Origin of the sequence: Pectobacterium punjabense (genome assembly GCF_012427845.1) — a bacterium.
Lineage (GTDB): Bacteria > Pseudomonadota > Gammaproteobacteria > Enterobacterales > Enterobacteriaceae > Pectobacterium > Pectobacterium punjabense.
Genome location: NZ_CP038498.1, coordinates 2,095,080 through 2,119,979 on the forward strand (window position 1 = coordinate 2,095,080; position 24,900 = coordinate 2,119,979).

Here is a 24,900-nt window from a genome sequence, read left to right on the forward strand (position 1 = left end):
GAAGTATTTGTCCTCTGCTCGCCGCATCATGGTAAGTGGAGCTATTTGGCTCAACTGAGGTATAGCCGTTTATGGAACAGTTGAAATCAGAACTCAGTACGGTTTTGGGGGAAAGCCTCAGCCGGCTTGAGCGCATAAGCGAACAGCCCTATGCGGATCTGTATGCCTTGTATGATAAAGAAGGCAACGCCATTCCGTTGTTAGCTAAAAGTTATGTTTGTCAGGGTGTTGCGCAACAGGAAGCCTATAAGCTCTCGATGCTGGCACGTGAAGGTGATGCCCGTCTGCCAACCGTCTATGGGTTGGTTCTGACGCAGCAACAACCTTATCGGGAACTGTTGCTGATTGAGCGCTTACGTGGTGTATCGGTGGAAGCACCACCAAGAAACGGCCAGCGTTGGACGCTGCTGATGGATCAAATTGTTGAAAACGTATTGGCCTGGCACCGAATTGACAGTCATGGTTGTGTCGGTTCTGTCGATAGTACGCAGGACAACGATTGGTTCAGTTGGTATCAACAGCGTCTGGAAGTCTTGTGGGCTACGTTGCTCAATGTCAGCGCGCCGCAACTTACGCAGCAGGATCGTACCGTGCTTTATCGTTCTCGTCAGTGCCTGAAAATGTTGTTTGAGGATTTTGACGACAACTGTGTATTGGTGCATGGCAACCTTTCACTACGCAGTATGTTGAAGGATGCGCGTAGCGATCAGCTATTAGCGATGATTAATCCGGGGATGATGCTGTGGGCACCCAGAGAGTATGAGCTTTTCCGACTTTGCGAATCTGGCATGCCAGAGCAACTGCTTTATCACTACCTGAAACAGGCACCTGTTTCTGAATCCTTTGTTTACCGACGCTGGCTGTATGTGATTTGGGAAGCCGTGGCCCGCTATATTCACACGGGCCAATTGGATCGTCAGCTATTTGATGTGGCTTCTCGCGAGCTGTCTCCCTGGCTGGAATGAACCTGTGGTTGTTCGGCGTGATGAGGTACTGCCGTGGTTCCCTTTAGTAATTGCCAGAGACGACCTAGCGTTTCATACCAGGCGCGTTCACTGTGAGATAGGTAGTAAGCGGAAGGGAATACTTTTTCCCAGGGGTTAAGCGCAGACGTGATTGCCATCTGGTTCGCTGGAGCCGGAATGGGTGCTAGCCCTTGGGCTTGGAAAAATCGCATAGCGCGAGGCAGGTGGTTGGCTGAGGTCACCAGCAAGAAAGATCGATCGCCAACAATCTTAGCGGTTGCTGCCGCTTCTTCTTCCGTATCCTTCGGTGTATCCAGAATGACAATATCCTGTTGGGGAATGCCCAAACTTTCTGCGACCAGCGCCGCCGTTTTCGCGCTGCTGACAGGATTACCTTGCGCAGCTCCACCAGTAAAAATCAATTTAGCCCCGGGATTGGCATGGTAAAGACGAACGCCTTCCGTCACGCGCGGAAGGCTATTGCTAATGAGATTGGAGCTGGGTGCCCACTCTGCGTTATAGGTATACCCCCCTCCAAGCACGACAATATACTCGACGTTACCTGCTTGCGGCGTCTGTTGCCAGGTTGGGTAGTGTGATTCCAATGGTAACAACAGCCGATCGGCAACAGGTTGCAGGCTGAGTAGAATAAGCATTAGCCAACTGACTAATATCATCGTTTTCCCCGTGCGTTGCCGTTGGGTAAACCAGAGCAGCAACAGGCCAACACCCATCAGAAGCAATAGCAATGGCAGGGGTTGCAAAAGGCCACCGACGAACTTTTTGAGTGTGAAAAGCATAGAATTGCATTCCTTTTGAGTGAAAAAACCGCATCCGGGAAGATATCATGCGGTAAGGCCATTTATTCTAAGCCAGCCTGTGCCAAAATGGCAGGCTGGAAAAATCGCATCGCGCAGACACGAGTTGCGCGAGCCATCCCCGTTTATATGATGCGGAACAATGACTGATGCAGGATCGCAATTTTAACGATATCGCGGAAAAATTTGCCCACAATATTTATGGCACAACGAAGGGGAGACTTCGGCTGGCGGTATTGTGGCAAGATCTTGACGGTCTTTTGGCCCAACTTCCGGCACGGCCTTTACGCATCCTTGATGCAGGAGGAGGGGAAGGGCAGATGGCCTGTCGTCTTGCAGCTTTAGGACATCAGGTATTGTTGTGCGATGTTTCCGATGAGATGATTCAGCGCGCTAAAAACGCAGCAGCGGCGCAGGGCGTCGCCCATAATATACGTTTTGTGCAGTGCGCCGCACAGGATGTCGCGCAATATATGGAAAGCCCCGCCGATCTGATATTGTTCCACGCGGTGCTGGAGTGGGTCGAGCAGCCTCAGCAGGCGCTGAAAATATTGTATGATTGCCTATCGCCGGGTGGTGCGCTGTCGTTGATGTTTTATAACCATCATGGGCTATTGATGCGTAACATGGTGCTAGGCAACTTTGATTATGTTCAGGTTGGCATGCCGAAAAACAAACGGCGTTCGTTATCGCCAAATCACCCGCTGGACCCGCAAGAGGTGTACGGCTGGCTTGATGAGATGGGGATGACCATCAGCGGGAAAACCGGCGTGCGGGTGTTTCATGACTACTTGCAGAATAAGCAGCACCAGATTGATAAATTTGCCGACATTCTGGAGCTTGAGCAGCGGTATTGCCGACAAGAGCCTTTTGTGAGTTTGGGCCGTTATATCCATGTCATGGCGCATAAACCCCATTTGAAGGATGCATTATGAGTGATTTTTCCCAGACTGTACCCGAATTGGTCGCCTGGGCACGAAAAAACGATTTCTCCATTTCCCTCCCCACTGAACGCCTGGCGTTTTTGATGGCAATCGCCACGCTTAATGGCGAACGTATGGATGGTGAAATGAGTGAAGGTGAGCTGATTGATGCCTTCCGTCATGTGAGTCAGGGATTTGATCAGACGAACGAAACCATTACCGTCCGCGCGAATAACGCGATTAACGATCTGGTCCGTCAGCGGTTGCTTAACCGCTTTACCAGTGAACAGGCGGAAGGCAATGCGATTTATCGCCTGACCCCGCTGGGGATCGGCATTACGGATTATTACATCCGCCAGCGTGAGTTCTCGACGCTGAGGCTTTCTATGCAACTTTCTATCGTGGCACAGGAACTCAGTCGTGCGGCCGATGCAGCGGAAGAAGACGGCGATGAGTTCCACTGGCACCGCAACGTATTTGCGCCGCTGAAATATTCCGTTGCTGAAATTTTTGACAGTATTGATTTGTCGCAGCGCGTGATGGATGAACAGCAGCAGGGCGTTAAAGACGATATCGCGGCGCTGCTAAATCAGGACTGGCGAGCAGCGATTGGTAGCTGTGAACAACTGCTGACGGAAACGTCATCTACGCTGCGTGAATTGCAGGATACGCTTGAAGCTGCTGGCGACAAATTACAGACGAGCCTGTTAAGTATTCAGGATGCGATTATGAATAATCCGCATAATCTGGAGTTTGTCGATAAGCTGGTATTCGACCTGCAAAATAAACTCGACCGCATTGTAAGTTGGGGACAGCAAACGATAGATCTGTGGATTGGGTATGACCGCCACGTACATAAATTTATTCGTACCGCGATCGATATGGATAAAAACCGCGTCTTTGCTCAGCGGTTGCGTCAATCGGTGCAGAGCTACTTCGACAACCCTTGGGCGCTGACGTTCGCTAACGCTGATCGTCTTCTGGACATGCGTGATGAAGAACTGACGTTGCGTAGTGAAGAAGTGACCGGCGAACTGCCGCCGGAACTGGAATACGAAGAGTTTAGTGAAATGCGCGAGCAGCTGATCGCGTTGGTTGAGCAGGCGCTGCATAAATATAAAGCGCAACAGATCCCGCTTGATTTAAGTGAAGTGATGCGTGAATACCTCGCGCAGTATCCTCGCTCGCGGCATTTTGATGTTGCCCGAATCGTGGTCGACCAGGCTGTACGTCTGGGCGTAGCCGAAACAGATTTCTCCGGATTGCCAGCACTGTGGCAGGCAATCAATGATTACGGAGCCAAGGTGCAGGCCCATGTCATCGACAAATATTGAACAATTTATGCCAGTAAAGCTGGTAACCGCGCTGTCGAATAACCTTTTTCCCGCGCTGGACAGCCAATTGCGCGCAGGGCGCCATATTGGTATTGAAGAACTGGAAAACCACGTATTTTTGATGGATTTCCAAGAGGTGCTGGAAGAGTTCTACAGCCGTTACAACGTGGAGCTGATCCGCGCGCCGGAAGGTTTTTTCTATCTGCGGCCACGCTCCACCACGCTGATTCCGCGCTCGGTGTTGTCTGAGCTGGATATGATGGTAGGGAAAATTCTCTGTTATCTCTATCTGAGCCCGGAACGTTTGGCGCACGAAGGCATTTTCAGCCAGCAGGAGCTGTATGAAGAACTGCTGAGTCTGGCGGATGAAAGTAAGCTGCTGAAGCTGGTTAACCAACGTTCCACCGGTTCCGATCTGGATCGTCAAAAATTGCAGGAAAAAGTCAGAACCTCGCTTAACCGCTTACGTCGGCTAGGCATGATCTACTTTATGGGTAATGACAGCAGCAAATTCAGAATTACCGAGTCGGTATTCCGCTTCGGGGCGGATGTGCGCAGCGGCGATGATGCCCGTGAAGCACAGCTACGCATGATTCGCGATGGTGAAGCGATGCCTGTTGAAGGTAGTTTGTCGCTGAAAGATGACAGCGACGATAACGATCGCACCGATGATACCGCGCCAGAAACGGGCGAGGATGAATAAGAGCTTATCCCATTAGAGCTATTTCATTTGCCATTTTGAACCTAGGCAGTGCTCGAAATCCTCACGTACTACGTGTACGCTCCGGTTTCTGCGCGCTGTCCGTGTCCAAACTGACTGCACCAATAACGCCTACTGGGATGGGCTCTCAGTGTTGAGGATGAACAGGAATGATTGAACGCGGTAAATTTCGCTCACTAACGCTGGTCAACTGGAACGGCTTTTTCGCCCGCACCTTCGATCTTGATGAACTGGTTACCACGCTATCCGGCGGTAACGGCGCAGGGAAATCCACCACGATGGCCGCCTTTATTACGGCGCTGATCCCTGACCTGACGTTACTGCACTTCAGAAATACGACTGAAGCGGGGGCCACCAGCGGTTCACGCGATAAAGGTTTGCACGGTAAATTACGTGCGGGTGTCTGCTACTCGACGCTGGATGTCGTTAACTCGCGCCATCAGCGCGTACTGGTTGGGGTTCGTCTCCAGCAGGTTGCGGGGCGTGACCGTAAAGTCGATATCAAACCTTTCACCATTCAGGGATTGCCGACCGCCATCCAGCCGACACAAATTCTGACGCAGGTCGTCGGCGATCGTCAGGCGCGCGTGCTGTCGTTGCAAGAGCTGAAAGATCGCGTCGAGGAGATGGAAGGCGTTCAGTTCAAGCAGTTTAACTCCATCACCGATTATCACTCGCTGATGTTTGATTTGGGCGTGGTGCCCAGGCGCTTGCGTTCCGCCTCCGATCGCAGCAAGTTTTACCGCCTGATTGAAGCCTCGTTATATGGTGGTATTTCCAGCGCGATTACGCGCTCGCTGCGCGATTACCTGCTGCCGGAAAACAGCGGCGTGCGTAAAGCGTTTCAGGATATGGAAGCGGCGCTGCGTGAAAACCGCATGACGCTGGAAGCGATTCGGGTTACCCAGTCTGACCGCGATCTGTTTAAGCATCTGATCTCTGAAGCGACATCCTATGTTGCCGCTGACTATATGCGGCACGCCAATGAGCGACGCATCCATCTGGATGGGGCGCTGGAGTTGCGTCGTGACCTGTTCTCCAGCCGTAAACAACTGTCGAGTGAGCAATATCGCCATGTGGAAATGGCGAGGGAATTGGCGGAGCAGAGCGGCGCTGAAGGCGATCTGGAAACGGATTATCAGGCAGCGAGCGACCACCTGAATCTGGTGCAGACAGCGATGCGCCAGCAGGAAAAGATCGAGCGCTACAACGCCGATCTGGAAGAATTGAGCTATCGCCTCGAAGAACAGAACGAGGTGGTAGAAGAAGCGCGTGAGCAGCAGGCGGAAAACGAAGAACGTGCCGATGCGGCTGAATTGGAAGTTGATGAGCTAAAAAGTCAGCTTGCCGATTATCAGCAAGCGCTGGACGTTCAGCAAACGCGCGCCATTCAGTACCAACAGGCTCAACAGGCATTGGAACGCGCTCGCACGCTGTGTCAGTTGCCGGATTTAACGGCAGAGAATGCAGATGAATGGCTGGATAGCTACCAGGCGAAAGAGCAGGAAGCGACAGAAATTCTTCTGATGCTGGAACAGAAACTGAGCGTGGCAGATGCGGCGCACGGCCAGTTTGAGCAAGCTTATCAGTTAGTGAGCAAAATTGCCGGTGCGGTCAATCGCAATGAGGCCTGGCAGGTCGCGCGCGACTTGCTGCGCGACAGCTCTTCACAACGCTATCAAGCCGAGCGAGTACAGCCGCTGCGGATGCGGTTGTCTGAGTTGGAACAGCGCCTGCGTGAGCAACAGGATGCTGAACGGCTATTGCAGGATTTCAGCAAACGTAACGGTCAGGATTATCAGCCAGAAGAGCTGGAGTCGCTCCAGCAAGAGCTTGATGCGCGTATCGAAACCCTATCATCGCTGGTGGCGGAAGCGGGTGAACGTCGCATGGCGTTGCGGCAGGAATTGGAGCAAATCCAGCAGCGCATTCAGAAGCTGACGGCGCGTGCGCCAGTCTGGCTGGCTGCACAGGAAATGCTGACGCAACTGAGCGAGCAAAGCGGCGAAACGTTTGAAGAGAGCCGTCAGGTGACCGAGTTCATGCAGCAATTGCTGGAGCGTGAACGTGAAACGACGGTTGAGCGTGATGACATCGCTGCCCGCAAACGTCAAATCGAAGCGCAGGTTGAGCGACTAAGCCAGCCCGGTGGTTCAGAAGACCCGCGTCTGAACGCGCTGGCGGAACGTTTTGGTGGTGTGCTGCTGTCTGAAATTTATGATGATGTCACGCTGGATGATGCCCCGTATTTCTCTGCGCTTTATGGCCCCTCTCGCCATGCGATTGTGGTACCCGATCTTTCTCTGGTCCGCGATCAGCTTGCCGGTCTGGAAGACTGCCCGGAAGATCTGTATCTGATCGAGGGTGACCCGCAGTCGTTTGATGACAGCGTGTTTGCCGTTGAAGAACTGGAACGCGCCGTGGTCGTGAAAGTTGCGGAGCGCCAGTGGCGCTATTCTCGCTTCCCGGAAGTGCCGCTGTTTGGCCGCGCTGCGCGGGAAATGCGTCTGGAAAGTCTGCGTGATGAGCGCGAAGCGCTGGCAGAGCAGTATGCGACGCTATCATTTGACGTACAGAAAACGCAGCGCTTGCACCAGTCTTTCAGCCGATTTATCGGTACACATCTGGCTGTTGTTTTCGATGAAGATCCCGAAGCAGAAATTCGCAAGCTCAGCTCCCGCCGCGGCGAATTAGATCGTGCGATGGCCAGTTTTGATGGTGAAAATCAGCAACAGCGCCAGCAGTATGAGCAGGCGAAAGAAGCCAGCGCGCAACTGAATAAATTGATTCCGCGTATTAGCCTGTTGTGCGATGAGACGTTGCAGGATCGTGTGGAAGAGATCCGTGCAGAGCTGGATGAAACCGAAGAATCTGCCCGTTTTATTCAACAACACGGAGCGACGCTGGCTAAGCTGGAGCCACTGGTTTCTGTCTTGCAAAGCGATCCGCAGCAACATGAACAGTTGCAGGAAGATTATGCTCAGGCGCAGAACGCACAGCGGCAGGCGAAACAGCAGGCGTTTGCACTGACCGAGGTTGTGCAGCGTCGTGCCCACTTCAGCTATGCCGATTCGGCCGGCATGTTGGGTGAAAACGCCGGTTTGAATGACAAACTTCGCCACCGTCTGGAATTGGCTGAAGCAGAACGGACAAAAGCGCGCGAACAGCTACGCCAGCATCAGGCACAGCTGACGCAATACAGTCAGGTTCAGGCGTCGCTGAAAAGTTCTTATGACGCCAAACAGGACATGCTGAAGGAACTGACGCAGGAACTTCAGGATATCGGCGTGCGTGCGGATGCCGATGCTGAAGCGCGTGCCCGTCAGCGCCGTGATGAACTCCATGCTGCGTTAAGCACCAACCGCTCGCGGCGTAACCAGTTGGAAAAACAGATTACGTTCTGTGAAGCGGAAATGGACAGTTTGCAGAAGAAATTGCGCAAGCTGGAGCGTGATTACCACCAGATGCGTGAGCAGGTTGTCACCGCGAAAGCAGGCTGGTGCGCGGTCATGCGTTTGGTGAAAGACAATGGTGTTGAGCGTCGTTTGCACCGTCGTGAACTGGCGTACATGGAAGGTGATGAACTGCGCTCCATGTCGGATAAGGCGCTGGGGGCGCTGCGTCTGGCGGTCGCGGATAACGAACATCTGCGCGATGTGCTGCGGCTTTCGGAAGATCCGAAGCGACCTGAGCGCAAGATCCAGTTCTACATCGCCGTTTATCAGCATCTGCGCGAGCGTATCCGGCAGGATATTATCCGTACCGACGACCCGGTAGAAGCGATTGAGCAGATGGAGATCGAGCTTAACCGTCTGACTGAAGAGCTGACGGCGCGTGAACAGATGTTGGCAATCAGCTCGCGCAGCGTGGCAAATATCATTCGTAAGACGATCCAGCGTGAGCAGAATCGTATTCGTATGCTGAACCAAGGGCTGCAAGCGGTCGCGTTTGGTCAGGTAAAGAGCGTCCGCTTGAACGTCAACGTACGCGAGACGCATACCACGTTGCTCAACGTGCTGTCCGAGCAGCAGGAAATGCATCAAGATCTGTTTAACAGCAATCGTCTGACCTTCTCGGAAGCGCTGGCGAAATTGTATCAACGTCTGAATCCTGAAATTGATATGGGTCAGCGTACACCGCAGACTATCGGCGAAGAGCTGCTGGATTACCGCAACTACCTCGAAATGGAAGTGGAGGTTAACCGTGGTGCGGATGGTTGGCTGCGGGCGGAAAGTGGGGCGCTGTCTACCGGGGAAGCAATTGGTACTGGGATGTCAATTCTGGTCATGGTGGTACAGAGCTGGGAAGAAGAATCTAAGCGTCTGCGTGGAAAAGATGTTATCCCGTGCCGTCTACTTTTCCTCGATGAGGCGGCGCGTCTGGATGCCAAATCGATCGCGACGCTATTCGAGCTCTGTGACCGGCTGGAAATGCAGCTAGTCATCGCGGCACCGGAAAATATCAGCCCCGAAAAGGGAACCACCTATAAGCTGGTGCGTAAAGTTTACCAGAACAATGAGCATGTCCATGTGGTTGGATTACGTGGGTTCGGAACGGAAGCGTCAGAGACGCAAGAGCAAGTTTTGTAGCTGTAAATCCTGCTGCTATTTTCCTCTATAATGATAAAGCCGCTTTTTTAAGCGGCTTTATTTTTTTCGTAAAGAGTGGCTAAAAGAGAATGCTGACGGCGAATAGGTTCATCAAACACTAAGATAATACCCAGAAGAAGAAGCAAAAATATTTTTCTCTTTATATACTGACGATAAAACGATTGCAGGCCGTAGAGGGATTTACGGGCGTATGTTGTAAAGTGGCCTGTGGTAATAATGGCGCTATATAAAAACGATCCTATTTCATTCTTTATCGTTTTCTACAATGGAAAACGAAGAAATGAGCTTATGCCAGTGTGACCGTATGCGAATGAATTCGGTTTGTTATTTCCATGTTCAACGTGGATTGTCGTGAAAGCATAGTGATTAATGAGTACAGGGGATAAATGGATGTTGTTGTTACATAAACGAAAAATGGTCAGGCTGATGTTGCGCGTGGGTTGTATTTGGGTAGGAAGCCTGTCTCCTTCGTTTTCGGTGCTGTCAGCGTCTCCGACGGTGGTGTCTGGGTTATCACAAAGCACGGGCGTGGTTTCTGTCGAAAAGAGTCGGGCAGGGCTTTTGGCTGCGCTGCCACACGGCATGACGGTACATTATCTCTCTGATTTATCATCACTTTATGCTCAGCATCAGATGCAGCCGATGTGGGCAGATAATCGCGCCGTTCAACAGTTTCAACAGCAGCTTGCCGAATTGGCGATAGCGGGTGTGCAGCCACAGTTCACCACGTGGGTGACCTTGCTGACCGATCCTCAATTAACCGGGTTTGCGCGTGATGTCGTGCTATCAGATGCGATGCTGGGTTATTTGCAGTTCGTCTCTGGCGTGGAGCGTAATGGCAATGATTGGCTGTACAGCAGCGTGCCTTATCGTCTGCAATCGCCTGCGTTGAATATCGTATCTCAATGGCAACAGGCCGTGAAATCCGGCACCAGTGCGGCCTATGTGGTTTCGCTGGCTCCGCAGCACTCACAGTACGCCAAAATGCATGAGGCGCTGAAGACGATGCTGACTGACACGCGTCCGTGGCCGAATCTCAATCTGGCGGAATCTCTGCGCCCGGAACAGCAGAGCCGTGAATTGGTTGTGCTGCGTGAGATTTTGCAACGTACTGGCATGTTGTCGTCAACGGAGAGCATCACGCTTTTTAATGAAAATGTCGCCGCAACGACCACGTCGCTAACCGCGCAAACCTCTGTCGTCGATGGCGCTATCAATACAGACGATCTTTACACGGGTGAACTGGTTGAAGCGGTTAAGCGCTTCCAGCACTGGCAAGGGCTGGAGGATGATGGCGTGATTGGTAAACGCACGCGTGATTGGCTTAATGTTTCTCCGCAAATGCGAGCAACGCTGCTGGCATTGAATATCCAGCGTCTGCGCCTGTTACCGGATAATGTTCATACCGGTATTATGGTGAATATCCCCAATTACTCACTCATTTATTATCAGGATGGTGCTGAACGTTTATCATCGCGCGTCATTGTCGGGCAACCGAAACGTAAGACGCCGCTAATGAGCAGCTCGCTGTATAACGTAGTGGTCAATCCGCCGTGGAATGTCCCTACGACGCTGACCCGACAGGACATTATTCCTAAAGTGGTGCGCGATCCCGGTTATTTGCAGCGCCATGGCTATACGGTGCTGTCCGGCTGGAGCCAGGATGCAGAAGCGATTGATCCCTCAATGATTGATTGGCAGGGCGTGTCGGCAGAGCGCTTCCCCTATCGCCTGCGTCAGGCACCTGGGGCAAACAATTCGCTGGGGCGTTATAAGTTTAATATGCCGAATTCAGAAGCGATTTATCTGCACGACACGCCTAATCATAACCTGTTTCAACGTGATATCCGGGCGCTGAGTTCTGGTTGCGTGCGGGTCAATAAGGCATCGGAACTGGCTAACATGCTGCTACAGGATGCTGGTTGGAATAATAGCCGCATTTCTTCTACGCTGGATCAGGGAAATACGACTTTTGTTTCAATGAAGCATCGGATTCCGGTTAATCTCTATTACCTGACGGCGTGGGTCGCGGAAGATGGTAAACCGCAGTTCCGAACAGATATTTACAATTATGATGATACCGCCCGTGCCGGGACGAAAGTGCTATCCAAAGCAGGGCTGTTGCTTCAGTAAGTATTGAAAATACGGGCATTAGCGGTATGGGGGTTGTATCGTTTTGCGGGGGATCGATGCGATCTCCCGCAAAGCTGTAAGCAAAGCGGGTTGACTCACTTTTCTCTGGCAGTTAAGGTTCAAGGCGGTGCGTTTTGTACCGCTTTTATACCGTTCTTTTAGCCAGGATACCCGTTCTATGGATCGCATTGACAATCATCGCCGTAAGTGGCTTGCACTGGGTGGTGCCGCTTTGGGCATCGCACTGCTTCCCGGTCAGGCATTTGCAACGTTATCTACGCCCCGACCACGAATTTTGACGCTGGATAACCTGAATACCGGAGAACGGCTGAAAACGGAATTCTTTGATGGCAAACGGTATAATAAATCAGAACTTTCCCGCCTGAATCATTTTTTCCGCGATTACCGCGCCAATAAAGTCAAAACGATTGACCCGCAACTTTTCGATCAGCTTTATCGTTTACAGGTCATGCTGGGAACCAACAAGCCTGTACAGCTAATTTCTGGTTATCGCGCAATCGATACTAATAACGAATTACGCGCGCATAGTCGGGGTGTGGCAAAGCAGAGCTACCACACGAAAGGGCAAGCGATGGATTTCCATATTCAAGGTGTTCAACTGGCCAATATCCGCAAAGCTGCTACTAAAATGCGTGCCGGTGGGGTTGGCTACTACCCGCGCAGTGATTTCGTTCACATCGATACTGGCCCAGTTCGTACCTGGTAACCTGCTATAGCAGCACGACATTTTTCTGACACGGCTCGCCGCAATATAGCGAGTCGTTGAGTTATTCAACATGGAGTGATATGAAATATCAAATAGTCCCAGTGACGGCATTTAGCCAGAACTGCACATTATTATGGTGCGAAAAAACCAATGAAGCAGCAATTGTCGATCCCGGTGGCGACGCTGAAAAGATCAAACGTGCCGTCGCGGATACGGGGATTTTGGTTAAGCAGATTTTGTTGACGCATGGTCATCTAGATCACGTCGGTGCAGCCGCGGAGCTGGCAGAACACTATCAGGTATCAATTATTGGTCCACAGATTGAAGATGCTTTCTGGCTGGAAGGATTACCGGCACAGAGTCGGATGTTTGGTCTGGAAGAGTGTGCGCCGCTGACGCCATCACGCTGGTTGCAGGAAGGTGATCAGGTCAGCGTGGGGGAGACGACATTGGCGGTTTTCCACTGTCCAGGTCATACACCCGGTCATATTGTTTTCTTTGATGCCGAATCACGTTTAGCACAGGTAGGGGATGTTGTTTTTAACGGTGGTGTAGGGCGCACCGATTTCCCTCAAGGCGATCATCAGGCGTTGATTGCGTCCATCAAGAATAAGCTACTGCCACTAGGCGATGACGTGACCTTTATTCCAGGGCACGGCCCGATGTCGACATTAGGGCATGAGCGCAAAACCAATCCTTTCCTGCGTGAAGATGCCGCAATTTGGTAGTTTTTTATTGGCTTGAAAAGCAGAAATAAGAAAGCCGACACAGCGTGTCGGCTTTTTTGATCGGTAAAACGATCAGAGCACGGCAACAATCGCTTCGCAGAGCGGTGCCATGTTTTCTGGCGTCATCCCTGCAACGTTGACACGACCAGAGTTCACTGCGTAAACGCCGAATTCGTCACGCAGACGCAGAACCTGCTCCTTGGTCAAGCCGCTGAATGAGAACATCCCATTCTGGTTGATGATGAAGGAGAAATCCTGCTGCGCGCCTTTTTCCTGCAACGTATTGACGAACAGCTGACGCATACGCTGAATGCGCTCGCGCATCGCCGTCAACTCCTGCTCCCAAATGGCCTTCAGCGCGTCGTTACCCAAGATGGTTGCAACAACGGTCGCACCGTGTGACGGTGGGTTAGAGTAGTTAGCGCGAATAGCGGCTTTCACCTGGCTGAATGCTTTGTCTGCCGTTGCGGCATCTGCTGCAACCAGCGTACAGGCACCGACGCGCTCATTGTACAAACCGAAGTTTTTAGAATACGAGCTGCATACGATCAGCTCATTGTGAAGTGCGGCAAAGATTCGCAGACCTTCCGCATCTTCTTCGAGCCCACGGGCAAAGCCCTGATAGGCGAAGTCAAACAGCGGCAGCCAGCCTTTTGCTACCGACAGTTCAGCCAGTTTAGCCCACTGCTCAGCGGTAGGATCGATACCGGTTGGGTTATGGCAACAGCCGTGGAACAGCACCACGTCACCTGCTTGTGCGGCATTCAAGCTGTTCAGTAGGCCATCAAAATCTAGCGCATGGTTTGCTGCATCGTAGTAGTCATATTGGCAAATTTCTAAGCCAACGGCAGAGAACACATTATTGTGATTTGGCCAGGTTGGGTTGCTGATCCAAATACGTTTTGCTGACGTCTGATTTGCAATGAAATCAGCGGCTACGCGCAACGCACCTGTTCCGCCCGGCGTTTGTGCTGTGCGAGCCCGCTTATCGGCAATGATGGCATTCTGCTTGCCAAACAACAGCTCCTGCGTGCACTGACCGAATGCTGGCAGACCGTCAATGCCCAGATAATTTTTGGTGGTTTCATTTTCCAGCAGATAGTGTTCTGCTTTTTTTACGCTGGTCAGAACCGGAGTTTTGCCGGTTTCATCTTTATAGACACCAATACCCAGATTGATTTTATTCGCGCGGTCATCGGCGCGGAAAAGATCGGTCAGCCCGAGAATAGGATCGGCCGGTGCGGCAGAGATATTTTCAAACATTGCCAGAATGTTCCATAACTGAGATGAAATAAGAATTCTCAGAGTACCGTCAGTAAAAGGCTTTGCCAACCGTTGATGTCAAAAAGAAAGGGAAATAACAGGGAGAAGGAGAGAGACGAAATAAAAGACTGGTTAGGTGAGAATAATTGGCGCAAAGCAGAAACAAAAAACACCATGCGCGTTTTCCAATGTTGCTTATGGCGGCCAGTAAGGGGAGCTATCCAATACGCAATAAAAAAGACAGAGCCGAAGCTCTGCCTTTTCATGCAATACGAACGATTAACTCGTTACGTTATGCTGCAACAACTTAGAACTGGTAAATTACACCAACGTCTACACGGTCGCTGTTTTCTTGATTAAATGACTTAGTACGGTCTTTATCAAGCAGGCTGATGTCGTACTCAACATAGGTAGAGAAGTTTTTGTTGAATGCGTAAGTTGCACCAACGCTTGCATATTTAACAGCGTAGTCGTTGGCAACGTTATTAATTTTGTCTTTACGAGATACGTAAGCAACGGTAGGTGTTAAACCGAAATCGAAGTTGTATTGTGCAACCAGTTCGAAAACTTTGCTCTCATCAGCAATTCCAAATGTGCTGCTAGAACGGTAGAAATTACGAGCTTCGCCGTAAGTTGCTGCAACATAGACGTTGTTAGCATCGTATTTCAGGCCAGTTGCCCATACGTCAGCACGGTCGCCTTTAGCGCCAAAAGCAGCAGCTTGCTGGTCTTCAGTACGGTCATATGCACCGTAAGAGGCAACTACACCTACGCCGAAATCGGTATCGTAGGACAGAGACGTCGCCCATGCATCACCATGTTGGCGATCCAGACGTGAAATTTTGTTATCACCGTCGTTCTCGTCTTTAGCGATATATTGCAGACCGAAACCTAAACCGTCAACCAGACCAAAGAAATTGGAAGTGTTGAAAGTTGCTGCATTACCGATACGGCCAGTCAGGGTATCAGTAACGCTGCTGTCGCCGCCGTTTTCTGGCAGTACGTCAGTATAAGCCAGACCGTTGTAAGCGACACCGGTGTTACGGCCGTAGTCGAAAGAGCCGAAATCAGCAAATTTCAGTCCAGCAAACGCCTTACGGGTTTTGCCTTCATCATTATTTGTACTTTCGGTGTTGTTAGCATCGAACTGGTATTCAAAAGTACCGTAACCAGTCAGATCGCTGGTGATCTGAGTCTGGCCTTTAAAGCCCAGACGTGCGTTGGTGTTGTCTGTATTCTCTGCGCTTTGGTTTTGGAACGCATAGCCTGCGTGTACACGACCAGTCAGATCCAGCTTGTTCGCATCTTTATTATAGATTTCTGCTGCGTTGGCAGCGCCTGCGACTAACAGAGCTGGGATTACTACTGCAAGAATGTTGCGTTTCATCATTATTACCCTCATTGGTGTTATTTAGACACCTGCCACTGCCATAAATAATTCTTTGGGAACTATTCCTGAAAGTTTGGTGTCTTCCTGTGTCTGAACGCAGTTTTCCATTCACTCGCGCGTTAATCCACCCTAAAGATGCTACAAACTTCGCAATCAGGTAACAAATAGAAAAATTGTGTGTCAAAATGTAAAATTCAGGGAACTTTTTGTGACATAACAAAAATTAAAAAAAAAGAGCCGGGAAACCCGACTCTTCTTTTCTACATATTTGTTTTACTTATATTAAATTTTTATTTAGAAACTGGCATTCCGTGGTGTGCGTGGGAAAGGGATTACGTCGCGCACATTTTGTACACCGGTAACATAGGCAATTAGTCGTTCAAAACCTAAACCGAAACCAGAATGGGGAATGGTGCCGTAACGGCGTAAATCACGGTACCACCAGTAATCTTCTTTATTCAGCCCCATCTCTTCCAGACGGCTATCTAGCTGTGCCAGACGCTCTTCACGCTGAGAACCTCCGATGATTTCACCGATGCCAGGTGCCAGAACATCCATCGCGGCAACGGTTTTACCATCGTCATTCATACGCATGTAGAAGGCTTTGATGTCTTTCGGGTAATTTTTAACCACAACGGGTGCTTTGAAGTGCTGCTCAGCCAGATAACGTTCATGTTCGGAGGAGAGGTCAACGCCCCAGTAAACCGGATTCTCGAACTGCTGCCCGCAATTCAACAGGATATCAACCGCATCGGTGTAATCGACCTGGGCGAAATCGGAGCTGACGAATTTTTCCAGTCGCGTGATGGCTTCTTTATCTACGCGCTCGGCAAAGAACGCCATATCATCGGCACGCTCGTTCAGTACGGCCTGGAAAACATATTTCAGCAGGTTTTCGGCCAGACCCGCGACGTCATCCAATGTGGCGAACGCGACTTCCGGTTCGATCATCCAAAACTCAGCCAGATGGCGGCTGGTGTTAGAGTTTTCTGCGCGGAACGTGGGGCCAAAGGTATAGACGTTGGACAGTGCACAGGCGTAGGTTTCGCCGTTCAACTGGCCTGATACGGTTAGGAACGCTTCTTTGCCAAAGAAGTCTTCGCTGAAATCCACTTTACCTTGCTCGGTACGTGGCAGATTTTCCAGATCGAGTGTGGAAACGCGGAACATTTCACCCGCACCTTCGGTATCGGATGCAGTTATCAGCGGGGTAGACACCCAGAAATAACCATTTTCATGGAAGAAGCGATGGATCGCCTGAGCCAGCGTATGACGAACGCGTGCAACGGCACCGATCAGGTTGGTACGTGGACGCAGGTGCGCCACTTCACGCAGGTATTCGATGCTGTGACGCTTTGCTGCCATTGGATAGGTATCGGGATCGTCAACCCAGCCGACAACGTTAACATTGGTCGCTTGTAGCTCGAAGCTTTGGCCTTCACCTGGAGAAGCAACGACGTTACCGGTGATTTCAACGGAGCAACCCGTGGTCAGGCGCAGTACGTCATCCTGATAATTCGAGAGATTATTATTAACGACAGCCTGTAATGGATTAAAGCAGGAGCCGTCATAAACGGCGATAAAGGAGATACCGGCTTTAGAATCTCTCCGGGTACGTACCCAGCCGCGCACGGTGACTTCGCTGTCAACGGCGACACGGCCTTGCAGTACATCGACTACAGGCACTACGCTCATAAAATTCTCTCTTTAATTAATCGTGTTTAAGAAATAGATCGTGGTTAAAACGCTAAATGGCCCAATCCGAGCCATTTGCTATGTTACTTGCGATGCAACAGGACACAAGCAGAAATCACCGGAATGGCGCGAAGTTTTCGCCCATGTCGGTGAATCTGCTGCAAAGTTGGTCAATACCCGTCATTCTTCACGTTGCCTGTGCGTTTGCTGCGCTGAAATACTCAACCCGTCGTAGACCTCGTACTGGAGGGGCAACGCGAATGATTCAGAGTATGCGGGAAAGCCTTAACTGGCCTTTTTCACGCGAGGTAAGTCAAACGCTTTGCGTAACTCACACACGAAGTTCTGATCCTGGCAGATGGTTTTACCTGGGCTATCAGAGAGTTTTGCCACTGGTTTGCCGTTGCATTCCACCAGCTTGATGACGATATTCAGCGGTTTCACGTCGGGAATGTCACACGTCAGACGTGTACCCATGCCAAATACCAGATTTACGCGTGGGTAAAAATGACGATACAGCGCCAGCGCTTTATCCAGATTCAGGTTGTCGGAGAAGACCAGCGTTTTGCTCATCGGATCGATGTTCAAGCGTTGATAATGCGCAATCGCTTTCTCGCCCCAATCGACCGGATCGCCAGAATCGTGGCGTAGCCCCTGATAGGCTTCGGCGAACGGTAAATCGAAATCGCGTAGGAAAGCATCCATGGTGATGCAATCGGTCAACGCAATGCCCAAATGTGTGGGATATTCATGTAGCCACATCTGGAGCGCCGCACGCTGGCTGTTGGCCAGCGTCGGACTAATCTGTTGATGCGCTTGAAACCACTCGTGCGCTTGCGTACCGACGGGGGTGATGCCCAAACGGCGTGCCAGATCGTAATTACTGGTGCCGATGAGATAAGGAAAATCGGCTTGCAGCGCCGTAACAATAGTTTGCTGAACATCGTGTGAGAAGCGGCGGCGCGTGCCGAAATCCATCAGCTTAAATTGGCTGAGGTCCACATCTACGCTGTGTTGACGGAAGCTCTCCAGCGAAGCTGACAGTTGGACGAGCGCTTGCTCGGCCGTGACATCGGGCGAACGATACCGATGTACGACTTCGCTGATCACGGCCAGCAGGGGAACTTCCCACAAGATAACTTCACGCCATGGCCCGGTGATGCGGATATCCAGCTTGCCAGCGTTATTCTTAATCGAAACCTGCTGAGGATTGAAACGGAAGTCCCGCAGCCAGTTAAGGTAATCCTGCTGGAAGAACGGCAGAGAAGAAAGATAGGTGAACTCATCGTCACTCAATGACAGGAAACGCATCAGATCAACCTGATGGGCTATATCGTCGGCATAAATGCCTAATAACTCATCGCCACGGCAGCGGAATTCAGCCGCAACATCGACATGGTAATAATGATGATACACCGCCTGTTGCATGTGCAGCTTGTAGGCATCGGTATCCAGCAATGAGCGCAAAATCGGGGAAGTGTGCAAAGTCATAATGCGTTACAGCATCCTTGTAAGATGCCTATCCACCATCGGGACAATCAGCAATGTCCGGTCAGTATACCTTGATTATCTGTTTATTACATTACGACAACATAGCGAGACGTGCGGGGGTGAACCACGATACGATGATTATCCTCATTATTTTGTCGTGGTAACATTAAGATAACAGGCTTAGACTTGATCTTTGATGCTTATGACGAGGTGGAAACTTTAGATGAATCAACAGCCGCAAATAAAATATCGCCATGACTACCGTGCGCCGGATTACACCATTACCGACATCGCATTGGATTTCGATCTCCATGCTGAAAAAACTCGCGTAAAAGCCGTTAGCCAGGTGGTGTTGCAGGGGGGCGCTGGCGCGCCGTTGAAGCTGGATGGGGAAGGGCTGACGCTGATTAGTGTGAGCGTTGATGGCCAGCCATGGGCGCATTATCAGCAGCAGGCCGATGGTTTGATTCTGACGCAATTGCCAGCGACGTTTACGCTCAGTATTGAAACGGATATCAATCCTTCCGCCAATAGTGCACTTGAAGGGTTATACCTTTCTGGCGAAGCGCTCTGTACGCAGTGTGAGGCCGAAGGATTCCGCCACATTACCTATTATCTCGATCGCCCGGATGTGCTGGCGAAATTCACGACGCGCATCACCGCAGATAAAGCTTGTTATCCTTATTTACTCTCTAACGGCAACCGTATGGCGCAAGGGGAGTTGGAAGGGGGTCGCCATTGGATTGAGTGGCAGGACCCGTTCCCGAAACCGGCTTATCTGTTTGCACTGGTTGCCGGTGATTTTGATGTTCTTGAGGATCGCTTCACAACGCGTTCTGGCCGCGATGTGGCGTTGGAGCTGTACGTTGACCGTGGCAACCTCGATCGTGCGGATTGGGCGATGACCTCGCTGAAGAATTCGATGAAGTGGGATGAGGACCGTTTCGGTCTGGAATACGATCTCGACATCTATATGATCGTCGCCGTTGATTTCTTCAACATGGGGGCGATGGAGAATAAAGGGCTGAACGTATTTAACTCCAAATACGTGCTGGCCAAAGCGGAAACCGCGACGGATAAAGACTATCTGAACATTGAAGCGGTGATCGGCCATGAATATTTCCACAATTGGACGGGCAACCGTGTCACCTGCCGCGACTGGTTCCAGCTTAGCCTGAAAGAAGGGCTGACGGTGTTCCGCGATCAGGAGTTCAGTTCCGATTTGGGATCGCGCCCGGTGAATCGTATCGATAATGTACGTGTGATGCGCGGTGCGCAGTTTGCAGAAGATGCCAGCCCGATGTCGCATCCGATTCGTCCCGATCAGGTGATTGAGATGAATAACTTCTATACGCTGACGGTCTATGAAAAGGGATCGGAAGTGATCCGCATGATGCATACCTTATTAGGTGAAGAAGGCTTCCAGGCCGGTATTCGTCTGTATTTTGAGCGTCACGACGGCAGCGCGGCGACCTGCGATGACTTTGTGCTGGCGATGGAAGAGGCTTCCGGCGTCGATCTCACGCAGTTCCGCCGCTGGTACAGCCAGTCGGGAACGCCGGTATTGACTGTGCGTGATGATTACGATCCGCAGACGCAGCAATATCTGCTGAGCGTGAGCCAGATGACGCCAGTCGGTGCCGACAAGCAGCAGAAGCTGCCGTTGCACATCCCGTTGGATATTGAGCTGTATGATCTGCAAGGGAAGGTGATTCCGCTTCAGAAAGACGGTCAACTGCTGTCGTCAGTACTTAATGTGACTGAATCTGAGCAAACGTTCATTTTCGATCAAGTACCTTGCCGCCCGATTCCTTCTTTATTACGTGAGTTTTCTGCACCGGTAAAACTGAACTATGCCTGGAGTGACGAACAACTGACGTTCCTGATGCGCCATGCGAGTAATGCGTTCTCGCGTTGGGATGCGGCACAGAGCCTGTTGGCTAACTATATTCGTCTGAACGTTTCCCGCTATCAGCAAAAACAGCCGCTTTCAGTGCCAATGCATGTTGTTGATGCTTTCCGTGGCGTATTGCTGGATGACAAACTGGACCCAATGCTGGCTTCTCAGATTCTGACATTGCCGAGTGAAAACGAGATTGCCGAACTGTTCGATATCATCGATCCCACCGCAATCGCTGCCGTGCGTGACAGCATGACGCACACCATGGCGCAAGAGATGGCGGATGAGTGGTTGGCGGTGTACCACGCGAATCACGCGCCGCAATATCGTATCGAACATGCAGATATGGGCAAGCGTGCGCTGCGCAATACCTGCCTGCATTATCTGGCATTTAGCGATGCGGTTCAGGCGGATAAACTGGTGCAAACACAGTTCCGTCAGGCGGATAACATGACCGACTCGCTGGCGGCGTTGGCGGCGGCAGTTGACGCTCAGTTGCCGGTGCGTGATGAGCTGCTGACACAGTTTGATGACCGCTGGCATCAGGATGGGTTGGTCATGGACAAATGGTTCACGCTGCAAGCCTCTAGCCCAGCAGATAATGTGCTAACCCGCGTGCGTGAATTGTTGCAACACCGTTCATTCAGCCTGAACAATCCTAACCGTTTACGTTCGTTGGTGGGAGCGTTTGCGGCATCGAATCCGTCGGCTTTCCACGCAGAAGACGGCAGCGGTTATCGCTTCCTGACGGAGATTCTAACCGATCTTAACACCCGCAATCCGCAGGTTGCTGCCCGGATGATCGAACCGCTAATCCGCCTGAAACGCTATGATGCTAAACGTCAGACGCAAATGCGTCAGGCGCTGGAGCAACTGAAGGCGTTGGAAAACCTGTCTGGCGATCTGTTCGAGAAAATCAGCAAAGCACTGCAAGACTAATTCCGTCACGGCCATTCCTCTATCACACGCGGTAACCTGCCGCGTGTGATATTTCCCCCCATGCTAATTTCTTACCTCCGCAAACGTTTTACTTTCCGCAGAGATGGCACTACCATCACCGACCGTGAGTTAAACCGTAATCCACTATTGCTTACTTTCTGCGTAAGCAAGATACCTTTGTGATAGGGATCTCAGGAGACAATATGTTCTATCCCGTTATCAAAAAAGCCCTGTTTCAGCTCGATCCAGAGCGTGCACATGAGCTGACCTTCCAACAATTACGCCGTATTACCAACACGCCTTTTGAATTTCTCGTCCGTCAATCCGTTCCGACTAAACCTGTTACCTGCATGGGGCTCTCTTTTAAAAACCCACTGGGTTTGGCGGCGGGATTAGATAAAGATGGCGAATGTATCGATGCTTTAGGCGCAATGGGATTTGGTTTTATTGAAGTGGGTACGGTAACGCCGCGTCCACAAGCCGGTAATGATAAACCAAGATTATTCCGCGTGGTGGAAGCGGAAGGGTTGATCAACCGGATGGGATTCAATAATAAAGGCGTGGATTACCTTGTCGAGAATGTAAAGAAAACACATTTTGGCGGTGTATTAGGGATCAATATTGGCAAGAATAAAGATACGCCGGTTGAGCAAGGCAAAGACGATTATTTGATCTGTATGGATAAGGTTTATCCTCACGCGGGCTATATCGCGATCAACATTTCGTCACCCAATACGCCAGGATTACGCAGCCTGCAATATGGCGAAGCGCTGGACGATCTTTTGCTGGCGATAAAGAATAAGCAGACAGAATTAAAAGAGAAGCATCAGAAATATGTCCCTGTGGCGGTGAAAATCGCCCCGGATCTTTCTGAAGAAGAATTGATCCAAATTGCCGATAGCCTGGTTCGCCATAACATCGACGGTGTGATTGCCACTAACACGACGCTCGAGAGAAAACTGATTCAGGGGTTAAATCATTGCGGACAAACGGGAGGATTAAGTGGGCGTCCATTGCAGACGAGCAGCACGGAAATTATCCGTCGTTTGTCACAGGAATTAGCGGGACGTTTACCGATTATTGGCGTGGGCGGAATTGATTCTCTGGTCGCCGCGCGTGAAAAAATGGATGCTGGCGCCTCGCTGGTACAGATATATTCAGGGTTTATTTTCCACGGCCCTCGCTTGATTAAAGATATCGTTACACATATTTAATCCGAAAGTTCTTTCATTGCTAGCTGGGGGTTTATTTATTCACCCAGCTAGTCTATATTTTATCCGTTTGTGTAAATAATCTATCAATCGATGTCTGATCTTCTTGCTGCGGCGTTTATTCGCTGAACGATTATTGCGATGTAAGAAAACACAATCAGCCATTTCTGATATTTCTACTGTGAAGGCGAAGGGTAAATAATATGAAGTTAAAACCTGACGATAACTGGCGCTGGTATTTTGATACCGAACACGATCGCCTGATGTTGGATCTGGCTAACGGCATGTTATTCCGTTCTCGCTTTCCGTCTAAAATGCTAACGCCGGATGCATTTAATGAATGTGCATTTTGCGTTGACGATGCCGCATTATTTTTTACTTATAATGACAAATGCCAGAAAGTGGCACTACACCGCGATCTTCAGGGTGAGTTAGTTTTGAATGCGCTGGTGGCAAGCCGATTCCTTAAGCCGCTCATGCCAAAAAGCTGGCATTTTATCCAGCAGCCGGATGCCGTAGCCTATTCACCGCAGGCAGGGGATATTGTGCAGGTACAGCTCACCGAAACGCATGAAACGGCCTGTTTTCTGGTGGCGGAAGCGGGGGATAAAGCTTGTCTTTGCCTGCTGGCGCAAGAGCAACTGCCATTGAATGGGAAAATGATGGGGCTGGGTGATGCCATAAAAATTATGCACGACAGGTTAATGCCTGCCGTTGTTCAGAATAGGGCTGAGTGGGAAACCACGCTGGGTGACGGCACCTCCGCATTTGAGTATGCCAAGGTCGTCTAATCCCCGTCATACTTCAAGCTGCATCGTGTTGGTTTGTCTTCGACTATTGCAGATGCTTTTTTATTGCAAATGAAGGTCACCCTGTGGAATGCAGCTACAGCTCAGAATCTCACCGTTTGCTCTGATGGCACTTTGTTTTAGTGCAGAAACCTCCCCACTGACTAACGTCAATTTGCAGCAACCGCACAGTCCAGCCCGACAAGAATAGGGGACGCGAATGCCCTGTTGCTCCAATTGCTCCAGTAAAATCTGCTGATTATTCCCTTGCAACAATTTTCCCTGATAGTGGATGGTAACGGCTTGCTTACTTTTTTCGGGAACGGCAAGACTTTCGACGACCTGACCTGCGCCATAAGGACGCGGTGGTTTGGTCGCTAGAACTTCCAATGTATCGCCTACGCGAATGATGCCTGTATTTCTGGCGACCAGGTTTTGTCCAAAATCAACGTCGCCGTTGTCGGCAGTGCGGAAAGATTGCAGCGTTGCCAAAGGCTCTGCTGACGGATGTTTGCGCCCGCGCTCGATGCTGACGGTGGTCAAAATGCAGCGACTACAGGGTTTGACAACATCAAAAATAATCTCGCCAATGCGGATGGTCTTCCAGCTATCTTCGGCAAAGGCTTCTGCGCCTGTCACCACCAGATTAGGGCGAAACTGTTCAATTTTAATACCGGCCGAGCAGCGCTGGCGTAGCGCCTGAAATGACGCATCATTGATTAACAGAAACGGATAACCATCGGCAAAAGCCAGAGGAACATCGGGATAATGCTTCACCCGCCGTGACGGCTCATTACCCACCCAACGCAACTGAACATCGCGCTGAAAATAATGGCTTAGCCAACGATTGATAGCATCGGGTGCAACGTTCGCGGTGAAGTGTGTTCCCCAAACTTCAGTGGGTTGAGGTGCCTCGATGAAGTCGGCAAAGCGAATAGTGGCCGTTTGACCATCCGGTGCGGCAATAAACAGCCCATCAGCTAACAGCGCGGGGGTAAATAACACCATTTGTGGATACTGGCGAGCAGTAATAAAGGTGCCATCAGGTTCGGTGATCATGAATGCACGATCGTTCGCCAAACCGCTGACAGATGCCATCGCGTGGGACAGTTGTAGCCCTCGCATCGATTTTACTGGGTGTATATAAAGCCGCGTTACGCCGATCACTGACCTGTTCCTTGCAGAAGTAAAGCGGCAACTTTATGACAAGCGTCTCGGATTAGCTATAATGCGCCTCAATTTCTTTCTTTAATGTATTTCTTTT

17 protein-coding genes are annotated in these 24,900 nt (G+C 50.8%); 11 read left to right on the forward strand and 6 right to left on the reverse strand.

Annotated features, from left to right (window positions below; genetic code table 11):
- The first annotated feature begins 71 nt into the window (after positions 1 to 71).
- Positions 72 to 965, forward strand: coding sequence for a YcbJ family phosphotransferase (locus tag E2566_RS09420; protein WP_107168254.1), 894 nt, complete (start codon positions 72 to 74; stop codon positions 963 to 965).
- Here the strand turns inward: E2566_RS09420 and elyC are convergent.
- Positions 917 to 1,765: an envelope biogenesis factor ElyC gene (gene elyC, locus E2566_RS09425; RefSeq protein ID WP_107168253.1), complete on the reverse strand. Its 849-nt coding sequence runs from the start codon at positions 1,763 to 1,765 to the stop codon at positions 917 to 919. The two genes, E2566_RS09420 and elyC, sit on opposite strands and share 49 nt — an antisense overlap.
- Before the next feature lie 167 nt (positions 1,766 to 1,932).
- On the opposite strand from elyC, the gene cmoM reads away from it, so the two are divergent.
- The 7 genes from cmoM (at position 1,933) to E2566_RS09460 (ending at position 12,959) form a co-directional block, all read left to right on the forward strand.
- Positions 1,933 to 2,718, forward strand: coding sequence for a tRNA uridine 5-oxyacetic acid(34) methyltransferase CmoM (cmoM, locus tag E2566_RS09430; protein ID WP_107168252.1), 786 nt, complete (start codon positions 1,933 to 1,935; stop codon positions 2,716 to 2,718).
- Positions 2,715 to 4,040 carry a chromosome partition protein MukF gene (gene mukF / locus E2566_RS09435; RefSeq protein WP_107168251.1) on the forward strand — a complete coding sequence of 442 codons (1,326 nt, stop codon included), beginning with the start codon at positions 2,715 to 2,717 and terminating at the stop codon, positions 4,038 to 4,040. The genes cmoM and mukF overlap by 4 nt, the downstream gene beginning before the upstream one ends.
- Positions 4,021 to 4,743, forward strand: coding sequence for a chromosome partition protein MukE (gene mukE / locus E2566_RS09440; RefSeq protein WP_107168250.1), 723 nt, complete (start codon positions 4,021 to 4,023; stop codon positions 4,741 to 4,743). Before mukF ends, mukE begins: the two co-directional genes overlap by 20 nt.
- 167 nt (positions 4,744 to 4,910) lie before the next feature.
- A complete protein-coding gene (mukB, locus tag E2566_RS09445; RefSeq protein ID WP_107168249.1) occupies positions 4,911 to 9,350 on the forward strand; it encodes a chromosome partition protein MukB in 4,440 nt (1,479 codons plus the stop codon).
- A 411-nt stretch (positions 9,351 to 9,761) separates the two neighbouring features.
- Entirely contained in the window at positions 9,762 to 11,504 is a 1,743-nt protein-coding gene (gene ldtD, locus E2566_RS09450; protein ID WP_107168248.1) for a L,D-transpeptidase, read from the forward strand.
- 178 nt (positions 11,505 to 11,682) lie between these two features.
- Entirely contained in the window at positions 11,683 to 12,231 is a 549-nt protein-coding gene (mepK, locus tag E2566_RS09455) for a peptidoglycan L,D-endopeptidase MepK (RefSeq protein ID WP_107168247.1), read from the forward strand.
- 80 nt (positions 12,232 to 12,311) lie between these two features.
- On the forward strand, positions 12,312 to 12,959 hold the full coding sequence (locus E2566_RS09460) for an MBL fold metallo-hydrolase (protein ID WP_107168246.1): 648 nt from the start codon (positions 12,312 to 12,314) through the stop codon (positions 12,957 to 12,959).
- A 72-nt stretch (positions 12,960 to 13,031) separates the two neighbouring features.
- Here the strand turns inward: E2566_RS09460 and E2566_RS09465 are convergent, their stop codons facing one another.
- The 4 genes from E2566_RS09465 to pncB all read right to left on the reverse strand — a co-directional run bounded on the left by E2566_RS09465 (position 13,032) and on the right by pncB (position 18,798).
- A complete protein-coding gene (locus E2566_RS09465) occupies positions 13,032 to 14,222 on the reverse strand; it encodes an amino acid aminotransferase (RefSeq protein ID WP_107168245.1) in 1,191 nt (396 codons plus the stop codon).
- A 307-nt stretch (positions 14,223 to 14,529) separates the two neighbouring features.
- Entirely contained in the window at positions 14,530 to 15,612 is a 1,083-nt protein-coding gene (locus tag E2566_RS09470; RefSeq protein WP_107168244.1) for a porin, read from the reverse strand.
- Between the two features lie 294 nt (positions 15,613 to 15,906).
- Positions 15,907 to 17,307, reverse strand: a complete 1,401-nt coding sequence (gene asnS / locus E2566_RS09475) for an asparagine--tRNA ligase (RefSeq protein ID WP_107168243.1) — start codon at positions 17,305 to 17,307, stop codon at positions 15,907 to 15,909.
- A 285-nt stretch (positions 17,308 to 17,592) separates the two neighbouring features.
- A complete protein-coding gene (gene pncB, locus E2566_RS09480; RefSeq protein ID WP_107168242.1) occupies positions 17,593 to 18,798 on the reverse strand; it encodes a nicotinate phosphoribosyltransferase in 1,206 nt (401 codons plus the stop codon).
- Between the two features lie 223 nt (positions 18,799 to 19,021).
- Here pncB and pepN point away from each other — a divergent pair, with 223 nt between their 5' ends.
- From pepN to E2566_RS09495, 3 genes are all read left to right on the forward strand, one after another.
- Positions 19,022 to 21,637: an aminopeptidase N gene (gene pepN / locus E2566_RS09485; RefSeq protein WP_107168241.1), complete on the forward strand. Its 2,616-nt coding sequence runs from the start codon at positions 19,022 to 19,024 to the stop codon at positions 21,635 to 21,637.
- Positions 21,638 to 21,840: 203 nt separating this feature from the next.
- Positions 21,841 to 22,851 carry a quinone-dependent dihydroorotate dehydrogenase gene (pyrD, locus tag E2566_RS09490; protein WP_107168240.1) on the forward strand — a complete coding sequence of 337 codons (1,011 nt, stop codon included), beginning with the start codon at positions 21,841 to 21,843 and terminating at the stop codon, positions 22,849 to 22,851.
- A 200-nt stretch (positions 22,852 to 23,051) separates the two neighbouring features.
- Positions 23,052 to 23,639, forward strand: a complete 588-nt coding sequence (locus E2566_RS09495) for a cell division protein ZapC (RefSeq protein ID WP_107168239.1) — start codon at positions 23,052 to 23,054, stop codon at positions 23,637 to 23,639.
- Between the two features lie 60 nt (positions 23,640 to 23,699).
- Here E2566_RS09495 and E2566_RS09500 read toward each other — a convergent pair whose 3' ends face one another.
- A complete protein-coding gene (locus E2566_RS09500; protein WP_107168238.1) occupies positions 23,700 to 24,803 on the reverse strand; it encodes a YcbX family protein in 1,104 nt (367 codons plus the stop codon).
- Positions 24,804 to 24,900: the final 97 nt, after the last annotated feature.